Annotated in this window: 19 protein-coding genes and 1 pseudogene; 12 read left to right on the top strand and 8 right to left on the bottom strand. The window is 67.6% G+C overall.

The window, feature by feature from the left end:
* Nucleotides 1-28: 28 nt before the first annotated feature.
* The 3 genes and pseudogenes from gpmI to FG323_RS10720 all read left to right on the top strand — a co-directional run.
* Nucleotides 29-1,582, top strand: a complete 1,554-nt coding sequence (gpmI, locus tag FG323_RS10730; RefSeq protein ID WP_141454523.1) for a 2,3-bisphosphoglycerate-independent phosphoglycerate mutase — start codon at nucleotides 29-31, stop codon at nucleotides 1,580-1,582.
* Nucleotides 1,579-2,829 (top strand): peptidoglycan DD-metalloendopeptidase family protein, encoded by a 1,251-nt coding sequence (locus FG323_RS10725; RefSeq protein ID WP_141454522.1) that lies wholly within the window; start codon nucleotides 1,579-1,581, stop codon nucleotides 2,827-2,829. Before gpmI ends, FG323_RS10725 begins: the two co-directional genes overlap by 4 nt.
* A gap of 95 nt (nucleotides 2,830-2,924) precedes the next feature.
* Nucleotides 2,925-4,244 (top strand): annotated as a pseudogene (locus tag FG323_RS10720) (S41 family peptidase); the annotation flags it as partial.
* Nucleotides 4,245-4,260: 16 nt separating this feature from the next.
* Here FG323_RS10720 and FG323_RS10715 read toward each other — a convergent pair.
* The 4 genes from FG323_RS10715 to FG323_RS10700 all read right to left on the bottom strand — a co-directional run bounded on the left by FG323_RS10715 (nucleotide 4,261) and on the right by FG323_RS10700 (nucleotide 7,600).
* Nucleotides 4,261-5,118: a class I SAM-dependent methyltransferase gene (locus FG323_RS10715; protein WP_141454520.1), complete on the bottom strand. Its 858-nt coding sequence runs from the start codon at nucleotides 5,116-5,118 to the stop codon at nucleotides 4,261-4,263.
* A 63-nt stretch (nucleotides 5,119-5,181) separates the two neighbouring features.
* Complete coding sequence (locus tag FG323_RS10710; RefSeq protein WP_141454519.1) at nucleotides 5,182-6,450, bottom strand: cation:proton antiporter; 1,269 nt, start codon at nucleotides 6,448-6,450, stop codon at nucleotides 5,182-5,184.
* Nucleotides 6,451-6,534: 84 nt separating this feature from the next.
* The gene (locus tag FG323_RS10705; protein ID WP_141454518.1) at nucleotides 6,535-6,855 is read right to left on the bottom strand and encodes a DUF1820 family protein; all 321 of its coding nucleotides are present in this window, start codon (nucleotides 6,853-6,855) and stop codon (nucleotides 6,535-6,537) included.
* Between the two features lie 58 nt (nucleotides 6,856-6,913).
* Nucleotides 6,914-7,600: a rhomboid family intramembrane serine protease gene (locus FG323_RS10700; RefSeq protein ID WP_141454517.1), complete on the bottom strand. Its 687-nt coding sequence runs from the start codon at nucleotides 7,598-7,600 to the stop codon at nucleotides 6,914-6,916.
* Nucleotides 7,601-7,827: 227 nt separating this feature from the next.
* On the opposite strand from FG323_RS10700, the gene FG323_RS10695 reads away from it, so the two are divergent.
* Nucleotides 7,828-9,192 carry an outer membrane protein transport protein gene (locus FG323_RS10695; protein WP_141454516.1) on the top strand — a complete coding sequence of 455 codons (1,365 nt, stop codon included), beginning with the start codon at nucleotides 7,828-7,830 and terminating at the stop codon, nucleotides 9,190-9,192.
* 101 nt (nucleotides 9,193-9,293) lie between these two features.
* On the opposite strand, the gene FG323_RS10690 is transcribed toward FG323_RS10695, so the two are convergent.
* The 3 genes from FG323_RS10690 to putA form a co-directional block, all read right to left on the bottom strand.
* Nucleotides 9,294-10,466: a GGDEF domain-containing protein gene (locus tag FG323_RS10690; protein WP_181444168.1), complete on the bottom strand. Its 1,173-nt coding sequence runs from the start codon at nucleotides 10,464-10,466 to the stop codon at nucleotides 9,294-9,296.
* Between the two features lie 112 nt (nucleotides 10,467-10,578).
* Nucleotides 10,579-11,727: a GGDEF domain-containing protein gene (locus tag FG323_RS10685; protein ID WP_141454514.1), complete on the bottom strand. Its 1,149-nt coding sequence runs from the start codon at nucleotides 11,725-11,727 to the stop codon at nucleotides 10,579-10,581.
* Nucleotides 11,728-11,843: 116 nt separating this feature from the next.
* Nucleotides 11,844-15,062: a bifunctional proline dehydrogenase/L-glutamate gamma-semialdehyde dehydrogenase PutA gene (putA, locus tag FG323_RS10680; RefSeq protein WP_141454513.1), complete on the bottom strand. Its 3,219-nt coding sequence runs from the start codon at nucleotides 15,060-15,062 to the stop codon at nucleotides 11,844-11,846.
* Nucleotides 15,063-15,286: 224 nt separating this feature from the next.
* Between putA and FG323_RS10675 the strand changes: the two genes are divergently transcribed.
* From FG323_RS10675 to FG323_RS10655, 6 genes are read left to right on the top strand one after another with little or no spacing between them, the layout of a single operon-like run.
* Entirely contained in the window at nucleotides 15,287-15,766 is a 480-nt protein-coding gene (locus tag FG323_RS10675; RefSeq protein ID WP_141454512.1) for a DUF2244 domain-containing protein, read from the top strand.
* A 52-nt stretch (nucleotides 15,767-15,818) separates the two neighbouring features.
* Nucleotides 15,819-16,739: a cytochrome c oxidase subunit II gene (gene coxB, locus FG323_RS10670; protein ID WP_249889361.1), complete on the top strand. Its 921-nt coding sequence runs from the start codon at nucleotides 15,819-15,821 to the stop codon at nucleotides 16,737-16,739.
* Nucleotides 16,740-16,770: 31 nt separating this feature from the next.
* Nucleotides 16,771-18,384: a cytochrome c oxidase subunit I gene (gene ctaD, locus FG323_RS10665; protein WP_141454510.1), complete on the top strand. Its 1,614-nt coding sequence runs from the start codon at nucleotides 16,771-16,773 to the stop codon at nucleotides 18,382-18,384.
* Nucleotides 18,385-18,408: 24 nt separating this feature from the next.
* Complete coding sequence (locus FG323_RS19860) at nucleotides 18,409-18,543, top strand: hypothetical protein (RefSeq protein ID WP_255431422.1); 135 nt, start codon at nucleotides 18,409-18,411, stop codon at nucleotides 18,541-18,543.
* Nucleotides 18,540-19,115, top strand: a complete 576-nt coding sequence (locus FG323_RS10660; RefSeq protein WP_141454509.1) for a cytochrome c oxidase assembly protein — start codon at nucleotides 18,540-18,542, stop codon at nucleotides 19,113-19,115. Before FG323_RS19860 ends, FG323_RS10660 begins: the two co-directional genes overlap by 4 nt.
* Before the next feature lie 28 nt (nucleotides 19,116-19,143).
* A complete protein-coding gene (locus FG323_RS10655) occupies nucleotides 19,144-20,022 on the top strand; it encodes a cytochrome c oxidase subunit 3 (protein ID WP_141454508.1) in 879 nt (292 codons plus the stop codon).
* A 168-nt stretch (nucleotides 20,023-20,190) separates the two neighbouring features.
* Here FG323_RS10655 and FG323_RS10650 read toward each other — a convergent pair whose 3' ends face one another.
* Complete coding sequence (locus FG323_RS10650; protein WP_141454507.1) at nucleotides 20,191-20,409, bottom strand: twin transmembrane helix small protein; 219 nt, start codon at nucleotides 20,407-20,409, stop codon at nucleotides 20,191-20,193.
* A 77-nt stretch (nucleotides 20,410-20,486) separates the two neighbouring features.
* On the opposite strand from FG323_RS10650, the gene FG323_RS10645 reads away from it, so the two are divergent.
* Complete coding sequence (locus FG323_RS10645) at nucleotides 20,487-21,203, top strand: SURF1 family protein (RefSeq protein WP_141454637.1); 717 nt, start codon at nucleotides 20,487-20,489, stop codon at nucleotides 21,201-21,203.
* Nucleotides 21,204-21,229: 26 nt separating this feature from the next.
* On the top strand, nucleotides 21,230-21,799 hold the full coding sequence (locus FG323_RS10640) for a hypothetical protein (protein WP_141454506.1): 570 nt from the start codon (nucleotides 21,230-21,232) through the stop codon (nucleotides 21,797-21,799).

Raw genomic sequence — 21,799 nt, 5'->3', positions numbered from 1 at the left:
CCTGCCTGAAGTCACCGGAACCCCCACCGTGTCCCCAACGCCGTCCGCCTCCCCGCGTCCCAAGCCCGTCGTCCTGCTGATTCTCGATGGCTGGGGCCACCGTGAAGATCCCACCGACAACGCGCTGGCGCAGGCGGAGCTGCCGAACTGGCGGCGCCTGCTGGCGACCGCGCCGCATACCCTCATCCACACCGAGGGGCGCCATGTCGGCCTGCCGGACGGCCAGATGGGCAATTCCGAGGTGGGCCACATGAACCTGGGCGCCGGCCGCATCGTCTACCAGGACCTGACCCGCATCGACGCCGCCATCGAGGACGGCAGCTTCTTCGACACCACCGAGCTGGTGGCGGCCTGCGAGGCGGCCAAGGCGGGCGGGCATGTCCTGCACGTGTTCGGCCTGCTTTCGCCGGGCGGGGTGCACAGCCACGAGAACCACATCTTCGCCATGCTGGAACTGGCCCATCGCCGTGGCGTGCCGAAAGTGGCCGTGCATGCCTTCCTGGACGGCCGCGACACGCCGCCGCAATCGGCCGAATCCAGTCTGCGCGCGCTGCAGGATGTCTGCGCACGCCTGGGCAATGCCAGCCTGGCCACGGTCAGCGGCCGCTACTACGCCATGGATCGCGACAAGCGCTGGGATCGCCTGCGCAAGGCGTGGGATGCCATCGTCGAGGCGCAGGGCGAATACCGTGCCGTCGACGGCGTGGCCGCATTGCAGGCGGCGTACGCACGCGGCGAGAACGATGAGTTCGTGCTGCCCACGGTGATCGACGGCGCGCAGCCGATGGCCGATGGCGACGCCGTGGTGTTCATGAACTTCCGCGCCGATCGCGCGCGCCAGCTGACGGCCGCGTTCGTCTCGCCGGACTTCGAAGGTTTCCAGGCCCGCCGCCCCCGGCTGTCGCGCTTTGTCTGCCTGACCGAGTACGACGCGAAGCTGCCGGCGCCGGTGGCGTTCCCGCCGGATGACCTGCGGCACACGCTGGGAGAACTTCTGGCCGAGCAGGGCCTGACCCAGTTGCGCATCGCCGAGACCGAGAAATACGCCCACGTGACGTTCTTCTTCAGCGGCGGGCGCGAGGACCCCTTCGCCGGCGAGGAACGCATCCTGGTGCCCAGCCCCAAGGTCGCGACCTACGATCTGCAGCCGGAAATGAGCTGCCCCGAGCTGACCGCCAAGCTGGTCGACGCGATCGGTTCCGGCCGCTTCGACGTGATCATCTGCAATATCGCGAATCCGGACATGGTCGGTCACAGCGGCGATCTGCAGGCCGCCATCCTCGCCGCGCAGGCGGTGGACCAGGCCATTGGTGCGGTGGACGCCGCGGTGCGCGCCGCGCACGGCGCGCTGATCATCACCGCCGATCACGGCAACCTGGAGATGATGCGGGATCCGGAAACGGGACAGCCGCACACCGCGCATACGGTCGGGCCGGTGCCGCTGGTCTACGTGGGCGAGCGCGCGACGACGCTGCGCGCGGGCGGCGCGTTGCGCGACGTCGCCCCGACCCTGCTGGATCTGCTGGGCCTGCCGCAACCGGCCGAGATGTCCGGCCAATCGCTGATCGCCGCTGCGCGATGACGCGTCGCCTGCTCCGTACCGGCCTCGGCCTGCTGATCGCGCTGGGCGTGATCAGCGGCGGCGTGTCGGCGCAGAGCCAGCGCGACGCGCAGAAGAAACTGGAAAAGGCGCGCGGCGAACTGAAATCGATCGCCCAGGAGCGGCGCAAGCTGGAAGGCGAGCGCGGCGACGCCTCGCGCAAGCTGCGCGAGGCCGACGAGCAGGTCGGCCGCAGCAGCCGCACGCTGTCCGAAACCGAATCCTCGCTGCGGCGCGAGGAAGCGGCACTGGCCGAACTGCAGCAACGCCGCGAGGACATGTTGAAGCGGTTGGGCGGACAGCGTGAACAACTGGCCGCACTGGTGCGCTCGGCCTACATGACCGGTGGCGACGCGCCGCTGAAGGTGCTGCTGTCGCAGGACAGCGCCGCCGACGCCAGCCGTACCCTGGCCTATCACCGCTACCTGCAGCGGGATCGCGCCGCCCGCATCGACGGTCTGACCACCGAGCTGCGGGCGCTGGCGCAGGTCGAACAGGACATCACCAGCCGGCGCGCGCAACTGGATACCGATCGCCAGCGCCTGCGCGGACAGATGAACCAGTTGCAGAAGGATCGACAGAGCCGGGCCCGCCTGGTGGCCGATCTCGATCAGCGCTACCAAGATCGTGCCGACCGCGAAAAGGTGCTCGGTCAGGATGTACGGTCGCTGGAGCGCCTGCTTGCCAACCTGCGGGCGGCAGCGGCGCGCGCCGAAGCCGAGCGCCGTGCGGCCGCGCGCAAGGCGGCCGAGGAACGCGCCCGCGCGCAGGCCCGCCAGGGCGCCTCGCGAGCTGCGGAAACCCCTTCACGCCCGCGCCCGGAAGTGGCGAACGCGCCCGCATTGAAGGTTGGCGGGCTGGGCTGGCCGCTGTCCGGCAACCTGCTGGCCCGTTACGGCGGACGGATGCCGGACGGGCGTACCAGCTCGGGCGTGCTCATCGGGGCGCCGGCCGGCAGCACGGTGACCGCGGTGGCCGACGGCACGGTGGTGTTCTCCGAATGGATGACCGGCTACGGACTGATCCTCATCATCGACCACGGCAACGGCTACATGAGCCTGTACGCGCACAACGAAAGCCTGTTGCGCGACGCTGGTGTCCAGGTCAAGCGGGGCGATCCGGTGGCCAAGGTCGGCACGTCCGGTGGCCAGGGCACGCCGGCGCTGTACTTCGAACTGCGCCGCAACGGCCAGCCGGTGGACCCGGGCAGTTGGCTGCAGCGGCGCTGAACCGGAACGCCATTCACCGCCGGTTCGCGCATAATCGGGCGAACTCCGTGGACCGCGCGGGGTCCATGGTTCCGCCGCTTTCCCACGGAGTTTCGATGCGTTCTTCCCTGCCCCTGGCCCTGCTGCTCGCCCTCGCCGGCGCGCCCGCGTTCGCGCAAGAGACCGCCAAGGAACCGGAGGTGGGCGCCAGCGACGATCCCTCCGCCGCCGAGACCGCGCCCTCGAAGGTGCCGCTGGAGGAAATCCGCCGGTACGTGGCCGTGTTCAACGCGGTCAAGGAGGCCTATGTCGAGCCGGTCGAGGATCGCAAGCTGATGCAGTCGGCCATCCGCGGGCTGCTGCTGGATCTGGATCCACACAGCATCTATTTCGACAAGGAAGACGCGCAGGCCTACGACGAACAGACTTCCGGCGCCTATGAAGGCATCGGCGTGGACCTGCTGCAGCAGCCGGACAACACCCTGCTGGTGGTCTCGCCGATCGACGACACGCCGGCGGCCAAGGCCGGGATCAAGGCCGGCGACGTGATCGTGGCCATCGACGGCAAGCCGATCGAGAAGACCGATGGCATGGAACCACTACGCGGCAAGCCCGGCAGCAAGGTCACCCTCACCCTCGTGCGCGAAGGCACCGCCAAACCATTCGACGTGAGCCTGGTGCGCGACGTCATCCGCATCGCCAGCGTGCGCAGCCGGATGCTGGAACCGGGTTACGGCTACGTGCGCATCAGCGCGTTCCAGACCGAGACCGCGGCGGACTTCCAGAAGCACGTGGCCGACCTGAAGGCGAAGGGCAAGCTGCGCGGACTGGTGCTGGATCTGCGCAGCAATCCGGGCGGCCTGCTGCTGGCGGCGGTCCAGATCGCCGACGATCTGCTGGACAAGGGCAACATCGTTTCCACCCGCGGGCGCATCGTGGTCAGCGATTCGCGCTTCGACGCCACGCCAGGCGATCTGCTCGAAGGCGTGCCGGTGGTGGTGCTGGTGGATGCCGGTTCGGCCAGCGCTTCGGAAGTGCTGGCGGGCGCGCTGCGCGACAACCAGCGCGCGCGCGTGGTCGGCAGCCGTACCTTCGGCAAGGGGTCGGTGCAGACCGTGCTGCCGCTGGACAACGGTGATTCGGTAAAGCTCACCACCGCACGCTACTACACGCCCAGCGGCAAGTCGATCCAGGCGCGCGGAATCGTCCCGGACGTGGAACTGCATCCGGAAACGAAAGACGGCGAACCCGAGATCATCGACTACAGCGAGGCCACCCTGCCCGGTCACCTGCGTGGCGATGACGAGGGCCAGGAAGGCTATACCGCGGGCGAAGTGCTGGAAGGCGAAAAGCCAATCGCCGCCGCGCTGGCCGAATTGAAGAAGCAGGTCGCCAACGCGCCGGCGACGCCGGCGAAGGCACCGGCGGCGCGCCGCTGAGCCGACGGCGGCATCAGGTGGAGCGTTCCGCCACCAGGCCGTACATCAATGGCAGGCTGGGCATCGTCGCTGGCGGATACATCCGCCGGCCCTGCGCTTCGCGCATGCCTTCGAATCCGCGCCAGCCGTTGGCGTAGGGATACTCCTGCAACCGGCGCAACCGCAGCCCCGCGCGCAGCAGCGCGTCCACCACTTCGCCCAAGCTCCACTGGAATTCGTAACTCGGATGCGGATTGCGGAAATCCTGCATGCCGGACTGGTTGCCGGAAGGCGCCAGCGCCGCGCCGGACAATGCCACGTAGTCGCTGACGCCATCCTCCCAGACCAGCGGTTCGCCATGGGCGAAGTAGGGGTACTTCGGTTGCCATTGCGGGTCGAAAATCATCGCCATCGGATGGAACTCGACGCAGACGAAGCGTCCGCCAGGCTCCAGCACCTCCGCCAACCCGCGTGCCCATGTGTCCAGATCGGACAGCCAGCACAGCGCGCCGTAGGAACTGAAGGCGATATCGAACCGCCGGCCGTCCGCCCGGGCCTGTTCGAACCAGTCGTATACATCGGCGCGCTCGAACCCTGCACGGATGCCCGCGTCGCCAGCCAGTTGGCGGGCGAACTCGATCGCGGTATCGCTGATGTCCACGCCGGTGACCTGCGCGCCAAGTCCGGCCAGGCTCAGGCTGTCCTGGCCCGCGTTGCACTGCAGGTGGACCAGCCTCCTGCCGACGATGTCACCCAGCAGCGTGATTTCTTCCGGGAACAGCGTACTGCCGCCGGTGCGGAAGAACGACGCCTGGTCGCGCTTGTGGCTGTTGTGCGCGACGGTGGCGGCATTCCATGAATGGCGATTGCCTTCGTGCAGATCCTTGCGCATGGCCGATCGGAGAACGGGAACGGAATGGCGATTCTAGGCCATCCATCCGCGCGAACCGCGCGGTCAGGGTAGCGAGGGATCCCCGGCCATCGGCGGACGGGCGGTATGGCGATCGCGCATGATCCGGTTGAACAGCGGTGTCGCCATCAGGGTGGTAAGGATGGCCATGATCACCAGGATCGAGAACAGGCCCGGCTCGATGACACCCGCCTGCAGGCCGATGTTGATGATGATCAGTTCCATCAGGCCGCGGGCGTTCATCAGTGCGCCGATCGCCATCGCGTCGCGCGGCGGCTCGCCCGACAGCCGCGCCGCCGCCCAGCAGGCGATCGCCTTGCCACCGAACGAGGCCAGCAGGATCGCGATGGCTGGCAGCAGCATCGCCGGATCCATGAATACCGACAACTGGGTCTTCAGGCCGGAATAGGTGAAGAACAGCGGCAGCAGGACCACCACCACCATCGGCTGCAGCAGTTCGCGCAGGCGTTCGGTGAGCACCCCGCGCGGCAGGCAGGCGCCGAGGATGAAGCCGCCGAACACCGCATGGATGCCGATGGCGTCCATCGCCCATGCGCACAGGAAGAACAGGGCCATCACCCAGGCCAGCACCGAGGACGGCAGCGGGCCCTGCTCGGGCACGCGCGCGGCAAGCGGTGCCAGCAGGCGCCGGCCGGCCAGCAGCATGAAGGTCAGGTAGGCGATGCCGCCGCCGATCGCCAGCCACGCCTGCGCCCAACTGCCGCCGAAGCTCGCCAGCACGATCGCCAGGATGCACCAGGCCGCGGCGTCGTCCATCGCGCCTGCGGTCAGCGCCAGCGTGCCCAGCGGCGTGCCGGTCAGGCCGCGCTCGTGGATGATGCGCGCCAGCATCGGGAACGCGGTGATCGCGATCGCCGCGCCGAGGAACAACGCGACTTCCATGAAGCGGGTCTTGTCCGAGAACAGCCCTGGCACGTGCTGCAGCCAGGGCGCCAGCGCGAACGCGAGCAGGAACGGCACCGCGATGCCGGCCCAGGACACCGCCATCGCGCTGCGGTAGCGCGCGCGGAAGTGGTCGGCGCGGAACTCGGTGCCGACCAGGAACATGTACATGCCCACGCCGACCTGTCCGCCGACATACAGCATGTCCAGCGTCTGCTTGGGGAACAGCGCCAGCTGGGTCTCGGGCATCAGCGCGCCGAACAGCGAAGGGCCCAGGGTGACACCGGCGATCATCTCGCCGACCACCTGCGGTTGCCCGAAACGTTGCGCCAGCCGGCCGACCAGGCGGCAGACCAGGATGATGATGCCCGCCTGCAGGAAGAAGTAGACGGACAACTGCGGTGTGGACATCAAGACAACCCCGGGACTCGACGCGCCATCATAGGCGGTCGGCGGGGACGGCGGAGCGTACTGGCAGTTACCGGCGGAGGGCGATCAGCGCGGCTTGGCCGGCAGCGGGAAGGGGGTGACCACCTTCTCGCCGGTGGCGGCGTCGCGGATGGCCGACTGGCCTTTGCGTTCGACTTCCTCGACCCGGATGATGCTCTGCATCGGCAGGTGCAGGAGGCGCGTATTGCCGAACTCGTCGCGCAGGCGCTCCTCGGTGGGATCCACCACCAGGCCGTCGTGCAGATCGAAGACCAGCTCGCCCACTTCGGTGAAGCCCCACAGGCTGCTCGCGCCGACATGGCCCGCGTACAGCTCGTAGACCTTGTTGTGGTTGAGGAAGGTGACCTTGTAGAGCTTCTTTGCCATGGGCGGGGAGGAGGAAACCGATGCGATGGGGGGAAAGTGAGGCCGCCCCGCCGCCGCTTCAATAGCCCTGGCGCTTGCGCAGGCGCCGGGCGATCGCCGCGCGGACGAACAGCGCGAACACCACCCCGAACAGGAAGCCGGCGATGTGCGCCGACCACGCCACCGCGCCGAAGGCCGGACCGGTGTAGGCGAACACCACCTGCAGTAGCGCCCAGATGCCGATCAGCAACGAGGCCGGCGCCTTGACGAATTCCAGGAACAGCCCGAGCGGCAGCACCACGCCGAGCTTGGCGGTCGGGAACAGCGCCAGGTAGGCGCCGATCACCGCCGAGACCGCGCCGCTGGCGCCGATTACCACCCGATCCGGCGCGCCGATGGTGAGCACCGCGGCCAGATTGGCGACCGCGCCGCCCAACAGGAACAGGATCAGGAACCGCCACGGACCCATGGTCCGCTCGGCCGGCATCCCGAAGATCAGCAGGAACACCAGGTTGCCCAGCAGATGCGCCCAGTCCGCATGCAGGAACAAGGCGGTGAACAGACGGAGCACACTGCCGTCCTGGAGGTCGGCCAGCCATGCCGGCAACGAGGTCAGTCCGCCGGACAATGCGCCCCATTCCTGCAGCAGCAGCGCGCGATCCGGCTGCATAGCCGCCCACAGGAACGCCAGCCACAACAGGCCCAGCAGCGCGGGCGTGGCCCAGCGCAGCGAAGGCTTCCGGCGGGAGGGCAGGGAGACGAACATGCCGCCTCACTTTAACTCGCGGCGCCTGTCACCCGTGTCTTTTCCCTGTTCAGGAAAACCGCTTGGACCGTGCCAAGAGTTTGTTAGCTTTCGGTTAGAAGACATGGGTATACTGCATACGGCGTCGTATGTCGGGAGGGGCTTCCGGCGGACGAACCGGCGGGCATAACGCCGGTCGAACCAGCGGCGCATTGACCGTAAACCCACGTCCTCCGGAGAGAGACACCATGCATTCCGTCAACAGTTTTGCCCGTATTTCCGCGCTGGCCTTCGGCATTGCCGGCGTTCTGGCTTTCGGTCAGGCGCACGGCGCCGCGTTCCAGCTGAAGGAAAACAGCGCCAAGGGTCTCGGTCGCGCGTTCGCCGGCTCCGGCAGTGCTCCCGGCGACGCCTCGGTGATCGCGACCAACCCGGCCGCGATGCGCCACATGAAGGAAACCCAGTTCCAGGCCGACGTCAGCGCCATCAGCTTCTCGGCTGACTTCGAAGGCGGCGGCCGCCTCGCCGGTCCGACCGGCGCGGGCACCGGCATGCCGATCTCCGGCGGCAACGGCGGCGACGCCGGCACCATCGCGCCGGTTCCGGCCGCGTACTTCCACACCATGATTGGTGAAAAGGCCCACCTGGGCGCGTCGCTGACCGTGCCGTTCGGCTTCAAGACCGAATACGACCGCAACTGGGTCGGCCGCTACCACGGCGTCAAGACCGACCTGAAGACCGCCGACCTCGGCCTGGCGCTTTCCTATGACGTGAACCCGTATGTGTCCTTCGGCGCGTCGGTGTTCGTCGAGCGCCTGGAAGTGGACCTGAGCAACGCCGTCGATCTGGGCGCGGTGATGTTCTCGCAGGGTGGCGGCGCGCTCGGCTTCCTGCCGGGCAACGCCGACCTGTACAGCCAGCTCGAAGGCAGCAGCAATGACTGGGGCTTCACCGTCGGCGGCCTGTTCAGCGTCAATGACCAGACCCACATCGGCCTGAGCTACCGCTCCAAGGTCAAGCACGAGATCACCAACGGCAAGGCCACCTTCACCGCGACCAATGCGCGGGCCACCCAGGGCCAGGCGGTGCTGGCCGCGCGCGGCCTGTTCGTGAACACCGGTGGCCGCGCGACCATCGAACTGCCGGCCTCGGCGACCCTGAGCTTCACCCGCCAGGTCAACGACAAGCTGACCATCATGGCCGACGTGTCGCGCACCTTCTGGGCGCCCTCGTTCGACGCCGTCACGGTCGACTTCGCCTCCAACCAGCCGAACAACGTGCTGCCGTTCCACTACCGCGACACGACCTTCAGTGCGATCGGTGCGGACTATCGCCTGAGCGACACGCTGACCCTGCGCGGCGGCGTGGCTTACGACCAGACCCCGACCACCGCCGAGCATCGCGACGTGCGCGTGCCGGATACCAGCCGCAAGTGGCTGTCGCTCGGCCTGACCTGGGCCCCGTCGGAAAAGGCGGAGTACAGCTTCGGCTACACCCATCTGTTCACCAAGGACCCGACCGTCGATCAGGTCTCGGCGACCGGCAGCACCCTGTCCGGTTCCTACGACGTGGCGGGCGACGTGCTGGCGGCTTCGATCAACTACAAGTTCTGATCGAAACCCGGCATTGCCGACGCGACACCGGAAAACCCCGCTTCGGCGGGGTTTTTCTTTTCAACGGGGAGAAGTTGCCGTATTGCGTGCCAGCCGCCGGCCTAGAGCACCGGCGCGGGGTGCATCCGCAGTTCCACCCGGTTCCGGCCGTTGCGCTTGGCCGCATAGAGGGCTTCGTCCGCCAGTCGCACCAGATCGTTGAACCCGGTGTGGCGATAGCGGGTGTGGGCGATGCCCAGGCTGACGGTGACCCGGAAGGCGGGCGCCGGGAATTCCAGCGACATCACCTGCGTGCGGATGCGTTCGGCCAGCCGATGTGCCACTTCCGGCGAAGTCTCGCGCAGCACCAGCATGAATTCCTCCCCGCCCAGCCGCACGAACAGGTCGTTGCTGCGGATGCATCCGCGCACCACGTCGGAAAACCGCTGCAGGACCTGGTCGCCGGTTTCGTGGCCGTGGTGATCGTTGACCGCCTTGAAGTGATCCAGATCCAGCGCGATCACCGCGAGGCCGCCTTCCAGGGTGACGAAGCGGGCGCTGGAACGCAGTTCGCTGTCCAGGCCCCGGCGGTTCAATGCGCCCGTGAGCGGATCCAGCAGCGCGCTCTGGCGCAGCGCTTCGGCGGCGCGGAAGCTGGCCAGCATCAGCATGCAGAAATTGAGCATGAACCAGATCGACAGATCCGCGTTCACCCATGACGGATTCGGGCCGTAACGCCCGGTCAATGCATGCGCGAGATCGCGGCCATAGAGATACAGGAGTGCCACGCACGCGGCCATCATCAGCCGGGCGGGCACATGATCCGGACCGGCCCGCAACAGGCGCAGCTGCCAGATCACCACCGCCAGTGCGAACACCTCCACCGCGCTCATCGCGGCGCCTTGTGCGTCCTGGATATCCCCATGGCCGTAGAGCAGCCAGCCGCCCAGCGGCAACGCCAGCGCCAGCGGCATGAGCGCGCGTTCACCGGGGCGCAGCGCGCGCTGGTGCACGAACTGGATCACGGACCAGGCCAGGCCGACCAGGCCGGCGCAGGCCAGCAGCCCGCCCAGCCCGGCGATGGCATGGGCCAGACCCGGTGCGCCGGAACGCGAGGCCACCTGCGAGGTGCCGTCGAGCAGGGCCGCGCCCAGCGAGTAGACGAAATGGGCCACGCCCCAGGCGGTGATGCCGCGCACGCCGCGCGACACCCGCGACACGTAGAAGAAAAGTCCCAGCAGCACCGCCGCCAGTGCGCAGTCGCTAATCAGCAGGTGGTAGAAATCGGTGGTCATCAAGCCGGTCTTGCCTTTGGCGGTGCAACGTCCTGTTCCCCGTACCAACGCAGAACGCGGCCCATTCCGGCTATCGGCGGGAAGGCGGCGCGACGGAGCGCCACGGCCGCATTCAGGGTTGCATCTCGACCCGGTTGCGGCCCTTGCGCTTGGCCGCGTACAACGCATCGTCCGCGCGTCGCATCAGCTCCACGAACGGCTCTCCGTCGCTTCCACCGAAAGCGATGCCCAGGCTGATCGTCACCCGGAACGGGCGCCCCTCGGGAGGACTGAACTCCAGCCGCATCATCTGGTTGCGCAGGCGCTCGGCCAGGTGCCGCGTGGTTTCGCGGTCGGTCCCCGGCATGACCACCGCGAATTCCTCGCCGCCCATGCGTGCGAACAGTTGATCGCTGCGCAGGCCGCTGCGCACGGTTTCGCTGAAGCGCTGCAGGACCCGATCGCCGGTGTCGTGGCCATGGCGATCATTGATCGCCTTGAAGTGATCCAGATCGATGGCGATGACGCTGAGTCCGGGCTGGTCGCGATCCGGCCAACTGCTGAGTTCGCCGTGCAGGCCGCGCCGGTTCAGCGCACCGGTCAGTGGATCGAACATGGCGCTGAGCTTGAGCGATTCGGCGGCGCGGAAGCTGCACAGCATCAGCATGCAGAAATTGAGCATGAACCAGATCGACAGATCCGCGCTGACCCAGATCTCGTCGAAGCCGAAATGGCTGAGCGACCACCCGGGAACCACGCTGCCGTACAGCACCGCCAGCAATCCACATCCCAGCATCATCATGCGCGCCGGCAGCCGGTAGGGATCGTCGCGCAGGACATGCAAGTGCCAGATCATCCACACCAGGACCAGCAATTCCACGCAATTGAGGGCGACGCTCTGCGCCTCCCAGCCGCCACCCAGGCCCCAGACCAGCAGTGGCAGCGCGACCGCCGCGGGTACGGCCGCGATTTCCAGCCGATGCAGCGGACGCCGGCGGGCGAACTGCACGACTGCCCAGCCCAGCGCCGCCATCCCGCCGCACAGGACGGCCGAACCCAGGTGGGTGGACAGCGCTGCGCCGGTCGCCAGACCGGCGCCCGCGAAGGTGGCGGTGCCGGCGTCGAACAGGGTCGCTCCGACCGTGTAGACCAGATGCGCCACGCCCCACGTGAAGACGCCCTGGATGTTGCGCGACACCCGCGCCACGTACCAGAACAGGACGAACAGCACGACCGCCAGCAGGCAGTCGCTCAACAGCGTCAGCAAAACCGCCCAACTCATCCGACCGCCGGCCCCTGGATCCCCATGGGCATGTTATCGGCACTACGTCACAAAACAACAGGGCCGCGCGAGGCGGCCCTGTGGGAGGACGATGGCCTGGCGGCCTCAGCCGGAACTCAGTCGCCCAGGGTCAGCAGCGAGGCGTTGCCGCCGGCGGCCGTGGTATTGACGGTCACGGTCTTCTCCGTGGCGAAGCGCGGCAGGTAGTGCGGGCCACCGGCCTTGGGGCCGGTGCCGGACAGGCCCTGGCCGCCGAACGGTTGCACGCCGACGACGGCGCCGATCTGGTTGCGGTTGACGTAGACGTTGCCGACCTTCACCCGCGCGGCGATGCGATCGACCGTCTCGTCGATGCGCGAATGCACGCCCAGGGTCAGGCCGAAGCCGGTGGCGTTGATGGCGTCGATCACCTGGTCCAGCTGATCGGCCTTCCAGCGGACCACGTGCAGGGCGGGGCCGAAGATCTCGCGATGCAGTTGGTCCAGCGACTTCAGTTCCCAGGCGCGCGGGGCGAAGAAGGTGCCGTGGGCGGCATCCTCGCCCAGGTTGGCCTGCTTGATCAGGCGGGCCTCGGTGGCCATGCGGGCGGCGTGGTCTTCCAGGATCTTCAGCGCGTCGGCATCGATCACCGGGCCGACGTCGGTGGACAGCAGGCCGGGATCGCCAACCTTCAGCTCTTCCATCGCCCCGGCCAGCATGGTCATCACCTTGTCGGCGATGTCGTCCTGCACGAACAGCACGCGCGCGGCCGAGCAGCGCTGGCCGGCGGAGGTGAAGGCCGAACCGATGGCGTCCTTGACCAGTTGTTCCGGCAGCGCCGAGGAATCGGCGATGAAGGCATTCTGGCCGCCGGTCTCGGCGATCAGCACGCCGATGGCGGCATCGCGCGCGGCCAGCGAGCGGTTGATCGCGCGGGCGGTCTCGGTGGAACCGGTGAAAGCCACGCCGGCCACGCGTGGATCCTTGGTGAGCGCTGCGCCGACGGTGGCGCCGTCGCCGGGCAGGAACTGCAGCACGCCTTCCGGAATGCCGGCTTCGTGCAGCAGTTTCACCGCCGCGTGGCCGATCAGGTTGGTCTGTTCGGCAGGCTTGGCGATGACGCTGTTGCCGGCGGCCAGCGCGGCGCTGACCTGGCCCAGGAAGATGGCCAGCGGGAAGTTCCACGGGCTGATGCAGACGAACACACCGCGGCCATGCAGCTGCAGCTCGTTGGATTCGCCGGTCGGGCCGGGCAGGCGCTCGGCGGCGCCGAACTGCGCGCGCGCCTGGGCGCCGTAGTAGCGCAGGAAATCGACCGCTTCGCGCACTTCGGCGACGCTGTCGGGCAGGGTCTTGCCGGCTTCCTTGACGCACAGCGCGATGTACTCGGGCATGCGCTGTTCCAGCAGGTCGGCGGCATGCTCCAGGATTGCGGCGCGGCTGGCGGCCGGGGTGCGATCCCAGGCCGGCTGCGCGGCCACCGCGTTCTGCAGCGCCTTTTCCACGGCCGCGCTGTCGGCCGGCTGCCATTCGCCGACGGTCTGGCGGCGATCGGCCGGGTTGGTGACCGGCAACGCCGCGCCCGCGACCACTGCGCCCGGCACCAGCGGCGCGGCGCGCCACGGCTTGACCGCGGCATTGACGCGCTCGGCCAGCGCGCGCAGGTCGTTGTCGTTGGCGAGGTTGGCGCCCATGGAGTTGTTCCTGTCAGAAGTCGGGATGGGAGCTGCCTGGTTGCGGAAGAGATCGCGCGGCAGCGGGATGCGGGGATGCGGGATCGAGTCGAACGCGGACACGGTTTCGACCGGATCGCGAATCAGATCCTCGATGGCCACGTCCTCGTCGGTGATGCGGTTGACGAAGCTGGAATTGGCGCCGTTCTCCAGCAGGCGGCGGACCAGGTACGGCAGCAGATCCTCGTGCGAGCCGACCGGCGCGTAGACGCGGCAGGGCACGCCCAGGCGATCGGCGGGAATCACTTCGGCGTACAGATCGTCGCCCATGCCGTGCAGCTTCTGGTGCTCGTACGGGCGGCCCTGCGCGATCGAGCGGATCGCGGCGATGGTCTGCGCGTTGTGGGTGGCGAACATCGGGTACAGCGCGTCGCCGTGGTCGAACATGCGGCGCGCGTTGGCGAGGTAGGACACGTCGGTGTTCGGCTTGCGGGTGAACACCGGATAGCCCGGATGGCCGTCAATCTGCGCACGCTTGACCTCGGCATCCCAGTAGGCGCCCTTGACCAGCCGCACCGGCATGCGCCGGCCGACCCGGCGGGCCAGATCGGCGAGGAAGTCGATCACGTAGGGCGTGCGCTTCTGGTACGCCTGCACCGCCAGGCCGTAACCTTCCCAGCCGTCCAGCGACTTGTCGGAGAAGGTGGCCTCGATCAGGTCCAGCGACAGTTCCAGCCGGTCGGCTTCCTCGGCATCGATGGTGAAGCCGATGCCGTACGACTTGGCGAGCTGCGCCAGTTCCAGGATGCCCGGCGCCAGTTCCCGCATGACCCGCGCGCGCTTGGCGTGCTCGTAGCGTGGGTGCAGGGCCGAGAGCTTGATGGAGATGCTGGGAGCGGCGAAGACGTCGGGGAAGGGGCCCGTCTTGCCGATTGAATGGATGGCCTTCCGATAGGCCTCCAGATAGCGCGCGGCGTCCTTCGAGGTCAGCGCGCCCTCGCCCAGCATGTCGAACGAGTAGCGATAGTTCGCGTTGTCGCCCTTGCGCGAGCGGCCCAGCGCTTCCTCGATGGTCCGGCCCATCACGAACTGGTGGCCCATGATGCGCATGGCCTGGCGCACCGCCAGCCGGATGACCGGCTCGCCGACCCGGCCGACCAGGCGCTTGAAGGCGCCGGGCACGTCGTGGCGGGTCAGATCGTTGAGGTTGACCAGCCGGCCGGTCAGCATCAGGCCCCAGGTGGAAGCGTTCACCAGCACCGAATCGCTCTGGCCCAGGTGCTTTTCCCAGTCCGCGTCGCCCAGCTTGTCGCGGATCAGCTTGTCGGCGGTTTCCTGGTCCGGGATGCGCAGCAGCGCCTCGGCCACGCACATCAGCAGCACGCCTTCCTCGCTGCCCAGGTCGTACTGGCGCATGAAGGCCTCGATGGCGCCCTGATCCTGGGCGCGGGCGCGGACCCGCGCGACCAGATCGGCGGCCAGCGCCTGCGCGCGGGCCTGCTCGTCGGCCGGCAGGCGGGCCTGGGCCAGCAGTTCGCGCACGTGCTCGGCTTCGTCGCGCAGCCAGGCCGCGGTGATGGCGGCCCGCAGGGGCGACGGCGGGGCGGGGATTTCGGGGGAAACGATGCCGGCGGACGCCGGCGGCGGGGCCGCCTCGGTGCCGGACTGGGGCTGGGAGCTCATGAGCGTGATCGGAAGCGGGCGATGGAGCCCGATAGTGTAGTGAGCCCAGCCACCGTTCGCGAATGGATGGAACCGCGGGGCGCGGGTTTCCTCCCGTCCGGGGCCGCCGGAAAATGGCGTGCGCGGGGTCCGGCCGATTGACCGAGATCATTGCAACTTGCCGCAACAGGGGGGTGAGGCTAACATTTAGGGGTTTTCCGCGGCCTCGTTGCGCGGTTGGCAGCATGATCGAAGTGCTTCCGTCATTGCCGGGTATCCACGGCGCGCGGCTCCGGCTGCGACCGCCCCGGGCATTGACGGCCCGCCAGTTCGTGGCCTTGTTCGCCGCGCTGGCCGGGGCGATGTGGCTGGTGGCCCTGCTGGGCTGGCTGGCCGGCAACGCCTTCGCACCGGCCTTCGCCCTGCTGCACAGCGCATTCGTGGGCGCGGCGTTGCGTTGGCTATGGCGCAGCGGCGAGCGGGGTGAGGACATCACCATCGGTCCGGAGGTCGTGGAAGTCAGCCGCACCCCCGAGGCCGGACCGGTGTTCCGGGCGCATCCTTATTGGGTGCGGCTCCGTATCGAGGCGGATGGCGAAAGGATTTCGCTGGCTTCCAGTGGTCGCCGGGTCGAGGTGGGCAATTTCCTCGGTCCGGGCGAACGCCGGCAGCTGGCGGACAAGTTGCAGGATTTACTGGCGGCCGCGAGCGGTCGCAACCGATGACGCATTTGGGGTCTAGGCAATGACGCAAGTGAATGGGTATTGGAAGCGTTTGATGACGGCCTGCGCGCTGCTGGCTTCGCCGGCGCTGGCATGGGCACAGTCGGCGGACCCGAAGCCATGGCAGCTGAACATGGGCAAGGGCGTCACCGCCTCGTCCCAGCACGCCTACGACGCGCACATGGTGGCGCTGATCGTGTGCATCGTGATCGGCATCATCGTGTTCGGCGCGATGGCCTATGCGATGTTCAAGTTCCGCAAGTCCAAGGGTGCGGTGGCCGCGCAGTTCAGCCACAACACCACCGCGGAAATCATCTGGACCGTCATCCCGGTGCTGATCCTGGTGGTCATGGCCTGGCCGGCGACCGCCAAGCTGATCGCCATGTACGACACCCGCGACTCCGAGATGACCGTCAAGGTCACCGGCTACCAGTGGATGTGGAAGTACGAGTACCTGGGCGAGGACGTCTCCTTCACCAGCCGCCTGGACCGTGAGTCCGATCGCATCCGCCAGAGCGGCGAGAAGCCGGACCTGGCCAAGAACCCGCACTACCTGCTGGACGTGGACAACGAGCTTGTCCTGCCGGTCAACACCAAGATCCGCTTCGTGATCACCGCCGACGACGTCATCCACGCCTGGTGGGTGCCGGCGCTGGGCTGGAAGCAGGACGCGATCCCGGGCATCGTCAACGAGGCCTGGACCGACATCAAGGAACCGGGCGTGTACCGCGGCCAGTGCGCCGAGCTGTGCGGCAAGGACCACGGCTTCATGCCGATTGTCGTGCGCGCGGTGCCGAAGGAAGAATTCCAGAAGTGGCTGGCCGGGAAAAAGCCGGCCCCGGCGCCCGCTCCGGCGGTCCCGGCTGCTCCCGCCGCGCCGGCGGAAGCCGTGCCCGCCGATGGCCAGGCCGCTCCGGCCCCGGCCACCGACGCCGCCCCCACCAGCGAGCCGGCCGCGCCCCAGGCGCAGGCTTAATCGTCCGCTTCAGCTGCAAGAGATCACGAACATGGCCCACACCGCCGTCGATCACCACGACGATCACCACGGTCACCAGCAGAGCTTCATCGAGCGTTGGTTCTTTTCGACCAACCACAAGGACATCGGTACGCTCTACCTGATTTTCAGCTTCATCATGTTCATCATCGGCGCGGGCATGTCGGTGATCATCCGTGCCGAGCTGATGACCCCGGGCCTGCAGTTCGTCAAGCCCGAGTTCTTCAACCAGATGACCACCGTGCACGCGCTGGTCATGATCTTCGGCGGCGTGATGCCGGCTTTCGTCGGCCTCGCCAACTGGATGATCCCGCTGCAGATCGGCGCGCCGGACATGGCGCTGCCGCGCATGAACAACTGGTCCTTCTGGATCATGCCGTTCGCGTTCACCCTGCTGCTGCTGACCCTGTTCCTGCCGGGCGGCGCGCCGGCCGGTGGCTGGACCCTGTATCCGCCGCTGTCGCTGCAGGGCGGCGCCAACGTGGCCTTCAGCATCTTCGCCATCCACATGATGGGCGTGAGCTCGATCATGGGCGCGATCAACATCATCGCGACCGTGCTGAACATGCGCGCCCCGGGCATCGACCTGCTGAAGATGCCGATCTTCTGCTGGACCTGGCTGATCACCGCGTTCCTGCTGATCGCCGTGATGCCGGTGCTGGCCGGCGCGGTCACCATGCTGCTGACCGACAAGTTCTTCGGCACCAGCTTCTTCAACGCCGCCGGCGGCGGCGACCCGGTGATGTACCAGCACATCTTCTGGTTCTTCGGCCACCCCGAGGTCTACATCATGATCCTGCCGGCGTTTGGCGTGGTGTCGGAAATCATCCCGACCTTCAGCCGCAAGCCGCTGTTCGGCTACCAGGCCATGGTGTACGCGACCGCCTCGATCGCGTTCCTGTCGTTCATCGTGTGGGCGCACCACATGTTCACGGTGGGCATGCCGCTGGGCGGCGAAATCTACTTCATGTTCGCCACCATGCTGATCGCCATCCCGACCGGCGTGAAGGTGTTCAACTGGGTCAGCACGATGTGGAAGGGCTCGCTGAGCTTCGAAACCCCGATGCTGTGGGCGGTGGGCTTCGTCATCCTGTTCACCATCGGCGGCTTCTCCGGCCTGATGCTGGCCATCGTGCCGGCGGACTTCCAGTACCACGACACCTATTTCGTGGTCGCGCACTTCCACTACGTGCTGGTGACCGGCGCGCTGTTCTCCATCATCGCCGCCACCTACTACTGGTGGCCGAAGTGGACCGGCCGCATGTACAACGAGACCGCCGGCAAGTTCCACTTCTGGTGGACGGTGATCTTCGTCAACCTGCTGTTCTTCCCGCAGCACTTCCTGGGCCTGGCCGGCATGCCGCGCCGCATCCCGGACTACAACCCGGTGTTCGCGGACTGGAACCTGGTCAGCTCGATCGGCGCGTTCGGCATGTTCCTGACGCCCTTCATGATGGCCTTCATCCTGTGGAGCTCGCTGCGCAACGGTGCCAAGGCCGATGCGCGCGCCTGGGAAAACGCCCGTGGCCTGGAGTGGACCGTGCCGTCGCCGGCGCCGCACCACACCTTCAGCACCCCGCCGGTCATCAAGGATGGCGACCTGGCGCACGGCGACGTGACCCACTGAGCCGGGTGACGGGTGGCTGAGTCCATGAACGCTCCGATGCTCTCGCCGGAAGAAACCGCACGCCGCCGCAAGGCGGTGCTGCGCACGGCGTGGATCGTCGGCGGGCTGGCCTTCGCCATCTTCGTGCTGTTCATCCTACGCGCGGTACTCAGCGCATGAGTGGCAAGGCGTCCAATTCGGCGGGCCTGCTCAAGCTGGTGGGCGTGGCGCTGGGCGTGTTCGTGCTGACGTTCTCGCTGGTGCCGCTGTACCGGATCGCCTGCGAGAAGGTGTTCGGCGTGCGCCTGGAAAAGGGGCCCGGCCAGGCGCAGGTGGCCGAGGTCAAGGCCAAGCGCGTCGTCACCGTGCAGTTCGACGGCGGCGTGAACTCCAAGCTGCCGTGGGCGTTCCATCCCGAGCAACTGACCATGCAGGTGGTGCCGGGCGAGCTGTACGAGGCCAAGTACTTCGCGCGCAACGATGGCCAGCGGCCGATCGTGGGCAGCGCGGTGCCGTCGGTGGCCCCGGCGCGCGCCTCGGGCTACTTCACCAAGACCGAATGCTTCTGCTTCACCGCCCAGACCTTGCAGGCCGGTGAAGTGCGCGACATGCCGGTGCGTTTCATCGTCGATCCCAACCTGCCGGCCGACGTGAAGACCATCACCCTGTCGTATACCTTCTACAAGAACGATGCCATGACCGCGCAACTGGGCGCGGGCAATGCGTCCAATTCGCCGCACGCGGCACCCTGATCGAGCCTTAGGAACCGGAAGACACGCCATGGCACAAGCTCATTCGCCAGACGCCAACATCTACTTCGTGCCGCACAGCAGCAAGTGGCCGTTCGTGGGCTCCATCTCCATGTTCGTCACCATGGTCGGCGTGGCCAGCTGGCTCAACGACGCCGCATGGGGCAAGTGGACCTTCTTCGCCGGCGTGTTCCTGCTCTGCGCGACCCTGTTCATGTGGTTCGGCGACGTGATCCGCGAGTCGGTCAGCGGCAACTACAACAAGCAGGTGGACGTGTCCTTCCGCATGGGCATGGTCTGGTTCATCTTCTCCGAAGTGATGTTCTTCGGCGCCTTCTTCGGCGCGCTGTTCTATGCCCGCCAGTTCGCGCTGCCGTGGCTGGGCGGCGAAGGCGACGGCGTCATGACCAACGCGCTGCTGTGGGACGGCTTCTCCTCGGCCTGGCCGAGCGCCGGCCCGGGCCAGGTCGGTGGCCAGTTCCAGACCATCCCGGCCTGGGGCCTGCCGCTGCTCAACACCCTGATCCTGCTGACCTCGGGCGTGACGATCACCATCGCCCACCATGCGCTGAAGGCGGGCCACCGCAAGCAGCTGCTGGTGTTCCTGGGCCTGACGGTGCTGCTGGGCTGCACCTTCCTGTTCTTCCAGGCGGAGGAGTACATCCACGCCTACAAGGAGCTGAACCTTACCCTGGGTTCGGGCATCTACGGTTCGACCTTCTTCATGTTGACCGGCTTCCACGGCGCGCACGTGACGCTGGGAACGATCATGCTGGCAATCATCTGGCTGCGCTGCGCGCGCGGCCACTTCACCAAGGACGACCACTTCGGCTTCGAAGCCGTGGCCTGGTACTGGCACTTCGTCGACGTGGTGTGGCTGGGCCTGTTCCTGTTCGTGTACGTGCTGTAACGGGAATAGGGAATCGAGAATCGGGAGTCGAAACGGCAAAAGCCGCGTGCTCCAGGTTGGAGACCGATTCAAAAACAAAGGCGACGGCATTGCCGTCGCCTTTGTCGTTCGAGAGGGGCATGTGCCGGGATCACGCCATTCCCGATTCCCCATTCACCATTCCCGTCTTCAGGCTCCCACCCCATGCGGCTTGATCCATCCCATGTAGATCGCGAGGATGACCAGCAGGATGAGGGCCACGGACAGGCCGATGCGGCGGGTCAGGGCGTTGACGGTGCGTTTGCTCTGGCCCTTGTCCACAAGCAGGTAATACAGCCCGGCGCCGAGGTTCCAGATGATGAGGATCAGGAACGCGACGACCAGCAGGGTTTTCAACGAATCATTCATGGGTGCCTCGAAGGGCGTGCAGCGGGCATGAACACATTATTGCAGCCGATGGGAAATCGCGCGTGAGCCGCCGCCGGATGCCGCTGGCGGTCGGCTGGACGCTGGCGCTGGTCGTCATCGCGCTGTTCTGCGGCCTGGGGACCTGGCAGCTGGGACGGGCCAAGCAGAAGGAAGCCATGCTGGCCGCTTCGCACCGGATCCTGGCCGAGCGCAAGCCGGTTCCGCTGGCCCAGGCCGGCCAGCCCGGACGCGAGGCCGAATACGCCTGGACCGCCGGTCATGGCCGTTTCCTGCCGGGCCCCGCCGTGCTGCTGGACAACCAGAACCACGGCGGACGCGCCGGCATCCGCGCCTATCGGGTGTTCCAGGCGGAGGACGCGCCACCGGTGCTGGTGGAACTGGGCTGGTTGCCGTTGCCTGGCGACCGGACACTGCCCGCAATCGCCCTGCCTCAAGGCGAGCAGGCGCTGGGCGGCCTGCTTGCGCCGCCGCCCTCCGCCGGCCTGGTCAAGGCAGTGGGCACGCGCCAGCCGGACGGGAACCTGCTGGTGACCGCTCTGGACCTGCGCACCCTGGCGCGGGATCTGGCGTTGCCGACGCTGGCGCCACGCGTGTTCCGCCCCGATCCCGCGTTGCCGCTGGGCTACGCGCGCGATCTCGACATCCTGCCCAACACGCTGCCGCCCGAGCGCCACCTGGGCTATGCGGTGCAATGGTTCGGGCTGGCGCTGGCGGTGCTGATCACCGCGCTGGTGGTGAGTCGTCGTGGCCGCCGCCGACAGCAGGAGCGCTGAGCCGCCGTGCATGAGAAAATAGCCGGATGACTTCGATGCCCCCTGATGCCGGCCGCGCCCGCGGACGCTGGATGCTGGTCGCGCTGTTTGCCCTGTTCTTCGGCACCGTGTTCGGTGCCGGTGTCCTGCGCTTCGCCGGCTGGCAGCCCGCCGGCCACAAGAACAACGGCGAAATGCTGCAGCCGCCGTCCGACGCCCGCCAGATCGTGCCTCGCCTGGCCGATGGCCAGCCCTACGCCTGGCAGCCGGGTGAACGGATCTGGCGCATCGTGGTGGCGCCGCCAGCCGATTGCGCCGCCGACTGCCTGAAGCTGGCGCAGGACCTGGACAAGGTCTGGCGCCTGTTCGGGCACAACGCCGACAAGGTGGAGATTCTCTGGATCGGCCCGCTGCCGGCGGGAGCGCCGGTGACCGAAGCACGCCGCCAGTTGCAGGCTTCGCCGGAACTGCTGGCGGCATTGCCGCGCCTGCAGGATCCCAAGGGCGTGCCCGTCTATGTCATCGATCCCCATGGTTTCGTGATCCTGCGCTATCCGCCCGGCTTCGACGCCGGCGGCCTGTACAAGGACGTCGCGAAACTGCTGAAACTGATTTGA

The organism is Pseudoxanthomonas sp. z9, from assembly GCF_006542425.1.
GTDB lineage: Bacteria > Pseudomonadota > Gammaproteobacteria > Xanthomonadales > Xanthomonadaceae > Pseudoxanthomonas_A.
This window is presented reverse-complemented; position numbering and strand designations above follow the sequence as displayed.